This is a genomic window from Thermus sp. NMX2.A1 (assembly GCF_000511705.1).
GTDB lineage: Bacteria > Deinococcota > Deinococci > Deinococcales > Thermaceae > Thermus > Thermus scotoductus.
In genome coordinates, this window is record NZ_ATNI01000064.1 from 1 (window position 1) to 4,947 (window position 4,947).

5 protein-coding genes and 1 pseudogene are annotated in these 4,947 nt (G+C 65.8%); 4 read left to right on the plus strand and 2 right to left on the minus strand.

The genetic code is table 11. From position 1 onward, the window contains the following. Positions 1 to 413 precede the first annotated feature (413 nt). Positions 414 to 1,637: an ATP-binding protein gene (locus tag TNMX_RS13545; RefSeq protein ID WP_038030830.1), complete on the minus strand. Its 1,224-nt coding sequence runs from the start codon at positions 1,635 to 1,637 to the stop codon at positions 414 to 416. A 178-nt stretch (positions 1,638 to 1,815) separates the two neighbouring features. Then, positions 1,816 to 2,022: pseudogene (locus TNMX_RS13310) on the minus strand (transposase); the annotation flags it as partial. Between the two features lie 374 nt (positions 2,023 to 2,396). Between TNMX_RS13310 and TNMX_RS07165 the strand changes: the two are divergent. The 4 genes from TNMX_RS07165 (at position 2,397) to TNMX_RS07180 (ending at position 4,860) form a co-directional block, all read left to right on the plus strand. Continuing rightward, positions 2,397 to 2,774, plus strand: coding sequence for an antitoxin Xre/MbcA/ParS toxin-binding domain-containing protein (locus TNMX_RS07165; protein WP_019551689.1), 378 nt, complete (start codon positions 2,397 to 2,399; stop codon positions 2,772 to 2,774). A gap of 19 nt (positions 2,775 to 2,793) precedes the next feature. Next, positions 2,794 to 3,102 (plus strand): RES family NAD+ phosphorylase, encoded by a 309-nt coding sequence (locus tag TNMX_RS07170; RefSeq protein ID WP_038030840.1) that lies wholly within the window; start codon positions 2,794 to 2,796, stop codon positions 3,100 to 3,102. Positions 3,103 to 3,308: 206 nt separating this feature from the next. After that, positions 3,309 to 4,226: a recombinase XerD gene (locus TNMX_RS07175; RefSeq protein WP_084221143.1), complete on the plus strand. Its 918-nt coding sequence runs from the start codon at positions 3,309 to 3,311 to the stop codon at positions 4,224 to 4,226. Between the two features lie 274 nt (positions 4,227 to 4,500). After that, positions 4,501 to 4,860: a DinB family protein gene (locus tag TNMX_RS07180; RefSeq protein ID WP_038030836.1), complete on the plus strand. Its 360-nt coding sequence runs from the start codon at positions 4,501 to 4,503 to the stop codon at positions 4,858 to 4,860. Positions 4,861 to 4,947: the final 87 nt, after the last annotated feature.

A 4,947-nucleotide genomic window follows, 5' to 3' on the forward strand; every position in this document is an offset into this window, starting at 1 on the left:
GGGTTCACATCCCAAGCGTAGCCTGCCTACATGCCTAAATACATCCAGGCTTCCGTCGCCTCAAGATTGCGAAAGTAGGGGCAGCGGTGGACCCATGAGGGAGGTCAGGAACGTACGCCTGTGGCGTGACGGGGCATGGCCCGCTGCTGGATGCCGTTTTCTAGGACGTAACGTGCTTCCCCTTTAGGGGAACACCTTCTGGATGGCGTTAGGGATTTCCCGCCTGGGTACCTTGGCGGGTCGGCCACCGGGTTTAGGGGCAGGGGTCACGGGCGAAGCCCGTATCTGGATAAGGGGGTCAAGGTAGCCCTTTCGGGCTGACCCAGGATGGCCCACTCTGCATCGGTCAGGTCGCTGGGGTATACTCTGCGAGAGTTCACCCCTCAAGCATACCCCACTTTTACGACAGCCTCTCAGAGGCGCCAGAGGGCCTCCAGGGGGAGGGCGTGGAGGTTTTTGGCAAAGGGGACCGTCTCCCGGCCCAGGTAGAGGACCACCCCCCGGTGGAACCGGGGGCCCAGGGCCTGGGCCAGGGACCTTAGGCCCCTTAAGTCCTCGAGGCGGAGGCTCCCCCGGGCCTTCACCTCCACCCCCACCACCTTCCCCCCAGGCCCCTCCAGGACCAGGTCTACCTCCTCCCCGGAATGGCTCCGGTAGTGGAAGACCCCTAGCCGGAACCCGGCATACCCCGCCTGCTTCACCACCTCCATGGCCACGAAGGCCTCCAGGTACTTCCCCAGGAGGGTGGGGTCGCCCTCCAGGTGGGCCCTCTCCGGCCCTAGCGCGTGGAGGGCAAGGCCGGAGTCCGTGGGCAGGACCTTGGGGCTTTTGGCCAGGCGCTTGCCCAGGTTGGCCTGCCAGGGGGGCAGGGTGTGCACCAGGTAGAGGGTCTCCAGGAGGGCGAAGTAGCGCCGGAGGGTGGTGGCGGGAAGCCCCAAGGTGCGGGCAAGCTCGGCCCAGTTGAGGAGCTGGGCAGGCCTCGCGGCCAGGAGGGCGTAGAGCCTGGGCAGCTCCCCAAGCCGCTCCACCTGGCCCAGCTCCCGCACCTCGCGGGCCAGGAGGGTGGCCAGGTAGTCCCGGAACCAGGCCCCGCGCCGCTCTGGGGGGAGGAGGACGGCCTCGGGGTAGCCCCCCCGGAGGAGGCGCTCCAGGGGTGGCTTCCCCTCCCCCTGTAGGGGGGGGAGCTCCTCGGCGAAGAGGGCGGGGAGGAACTCCTCCTTGCGCCCCTCCACCTCCCCCTGGGAGAGAGGCCAGAGGGTGAAGAGGGCCATGCGGCCCACCAGGTGCTCCGCGGCCTTGGGCAGGGCCAGGAGGTTGGCCGAGCCCGTGAGGAGGAAGCGCCCAGGGCGCCGGTCCCGGTCCACCAGGGCCTTCAGGGGGAGGAGGAGGCCCGGGGCCCGCTGCACCTCGTCCAGGACCACCCGGCCCTGGAGGCCGGAGAGGAACCCTTGGGGGTCCAGCTGGGCCGCGGCGAGGAGGGAGAGGTCGTCCAGGGTGAGGTAGCGGTCCAAAAGCCCCTCCGCCACCAGGGCCTGGGCCAGGGTGGACTTCCCCACCTGCCTCCCCCCGAGGAGGAGGACCACGGGGCGGTCCTGGAGGGCCTGCCGGAGGGGAGTGGATAGGTGCCGGGGGAACACGGCCCATTCTAACCGGGCCTAGGCGGAAAATCAACCGTGTGGTGGTGAAAATTCAACCGTGCTGCGGATGCCCTTGGGGAATGTCTACAGGGAGTCCGCCCCCCAAACTGCCCCAGGGAAAACTCGCCCTTCATCGCCCGGAAAAAATGCTCAATGCTGAACCGCCGCCTTCCCCGTTCCTGGCCAGGCGGATAAGGGCGCGGGTGGGCCAGGGGTAGCGGTTAAGGAAGCGGGAGAGGGCGGAGGGGGACTTGGTCTTGCTGTGCTGGGGTCTAGCTTTGCCATGACCTTGGAGAAGGAGGAGGGCTTTGAGGGATTCCTTGAGGTGGGGGCTTGGCAGGAGGGCCAAGATGCGGGAGAGTAGTACTTGGGCTGTCGGGTGCATAGCACCCGTCATTTGACGGGAAACCGGCAGCCCCTTTCAACTGGTCCTCCTGCATAAATCTGAGGCTAGGGGCATAGGTGCAAGTTTTGAGTTGCTTCCCCGGCAGGGGAACACCTTTTGGAGTGGCCCTGGGGTAGGGTAGCCGGGGACTGCTTTCCCGTGGAGGGAACACCTTAAGGCTGGGGTCTTCGCTTGGGGGTCGTCAAGGTGTTTCCCTGGCGGGAAAGCAGCCTTGTAACCCAGGACCTGGAGGGCATCGTCTATAATGCAGGTCACGCCCGCAGGGCGTAGGTTCTAGGCCGCTATGATGCGCGACAGCATAGCGGCCACTATTTTTCCAGGCCTGGGGATAGGTAGCAACTTGGGTTAGGCCTATGCTTCTCTCGCAAGATCCCGTTGCCCGGGCCTTGGCCCTGGAGGAGGGTCTTCCCAGGCAGGTCCTGTTAGAGCTTCAGGAAAGCCTCGGCGTCACCCAGGGGGAGCTGGCCCGGCTTTTGCGGACCACTCCCCGGACGTTACAGCGGCAGGGAGAGCGGCTTAGTCCCGAGCTGTCCGACCGCCTTTACCGCCTCTATCGCCTGTTTGAGCGGGCAGTGCTCTTCCACGGGGATGCCTCCAGGGCTCGCCGCTTTCTAAGGACGCCCAATCCGGCCCTAGGAGGTAAGAGCCCGCTGGAGCTCTCGGTGAACGAGGCGGGGCTAGAAGCGGTCTTTGACCTGTTGGACAACCTGGAGGAAGGGGTTTACCTCTGAAGAGGGGAAAGAGACGGCCTTGCGGGCATACCGTCTGGTGAAGGGTACCTACGCTCAGGCGGCTTTTACGGGGAGGGGGGCTGCCCTGCGGGGTGGACGATGGAACCCCAAGGGCTATCCCGCCGTTTACGCCAGCGAGCACCTCGCCCTGGCGGTCTTGGAGTGGTTGGCCTATGCCTTAGAGCTTCCTTCCCTTGAGGGCTATGTCTACTTCCGCCTGCAGGTGCCGGATGATTTGATCGCTGAGGTTGAAGCCCTGCCTGTGGACTGGCGGGCACTGCCTCATCCATCCTCTACCCAGGACGTCGGGCGGGCTTTCCTTATATAGGAGCTACCCTACGAAGTCCCGCACGCTCGTCAGCGGCGGCTACAGGTTTTTGGAGGGGGTTAGCATGGGGTTGTGATGTGTGAAAATGGGGTTGAGGTGAGGAGCTGTTAGTGGTTGGTTCTGTTGGGGAGGGCTTACTTATGCCGAGAAAGTTGATAGTTGGTTTGCCGCTGGAGGCCTGGGATATCCCGGAAGAACGGAAGCGCATGGTGGGAGAGGCCCTGGCCACCTGGAACGAGCGGGTCCTGGCGGAAGGGGTCTGGGCCTACCTGGTCCGCCACCGGAGGAGGCCGGATACCGTGGTGCCCCACATGGTGGAAAGGTTCGTCCTCTGGCTGGCCCTGAAGGGGCGGAAGTGGCCGGCCCTCGAGGCGGGCGACATCCTGGCCTACCTCCTGGAGATCAAGGAGAAGGGCTTCCCCGGGGGGCCTCCGGGTCCCCTGGCCCCCGCCACGGTGGAACGGGCCCGGGGGGCTTTGGGCTACCTCTGGCCCTTCCTGGAGTGGGCCGGGCATCCCATGCCGCCCCATGTGGAGTACCCGCCCCGGCAGTATCCCCTCCTCTCCGGTAGGGTCCCCATCCCCGAGGAGGTCTGGGAGCGGGTGTGGCAGGCCACCGACCACTTCACCCCCGCCTACTGGCGTCCTATGCTCAAGGTGGTCCTGGTGATGCTGGGGGAGGTGGGGTTAAACCTGAGAGAGGCCCTGGACCTGTGGCGGGACGACGTGCGGGGGGAGGTGCTCTTGGTGCGGGGCCGGAGGCTCAGGGAGATCCCCCTCTCCCCCCTGGCCCAGGGGGTTCTGAGGGAGTGGCTTCCCGTGAGGGACTACCTGGCCAGCCACCAGCCCCTGCCCTTTCCCCACCTCCTCCTGAGCCCGGCCCCCACCAAGAACCGGGGGAAGCCCCTGACCCATCCCACGGTGGTGGTCCTTTTGAAGGACCTGCTGCGCTATGCGGGGTACAAGGAGGAGGACCGGGCCCGGGCCAGCTTCGCCAAGCGCCTGCGCTGGCGGGCCATCCGGGGCTACCTCAAGGCGGGCTACCCAAAGGACAAGGTGGCCTACTGGACGGGGATGCGGAGCCTCCTCATGCCGGGGTGGGAGAAGGAGGCGGGGTGGGAGTAGCCGCTTTGGGAACTGGATCCCTCGCTGAGAGCCAAGCTGATCCGTGAGGCCCTTGGTCCCTTACCTGGGATCCAGGAGGCTGGTGCGAGGGGGTAGCGATCTGCCTCGAAGGTAGAAGGCCACAGGTGAGCCAGGGAGGTAGGGACGTGGACCCGGCGCTTTTGGTAGACCATCTCCAGCGGCTCAGCTTGGCCGAAGGCAACGGCTGGCACGTTTCCACGGTCCAGGCGATCGCGGGCCTCACCCCAAGAGGCCCTGTGGCGGCTTTACCTGGATGGCCCTGATTTGGGAGCTCGCCGCCCACATCCGCTACTGGGTTGCGCGGATGACCGTGGTTCTGGAGGCGCTCTGCCGAGGAGGGGCGCCGCCTCCCCGGTCGGGAACGGATTGGCCCCAAGTCCCGGACGCCCCAGATCCCGCCGCCTGGGCGTGCCTCCAAGCGGAACTGGCCCGAGCGTTGGAAGGGTTGCCGGGGGTAGTGAGCACCCTAAAACCGGTGCACCTCCTTACGCCCTCTGCGGGGATGGGTAGCCCGTCCGCCCTCTATGAGATCCATGGCCTCCTCGCCCACACCAGCGACCACACGGGCCAGATCCTCTTGCTCCGCCGTCTACGATGTGTCTGGCCGCAATGAATCGGTTCCACCGGTAATGTGGTCCTGTCATTTGAGCCCCGTTGTCCCAAGGGCCATGGAATTCGGTAGCCGATTTCCTAACATATG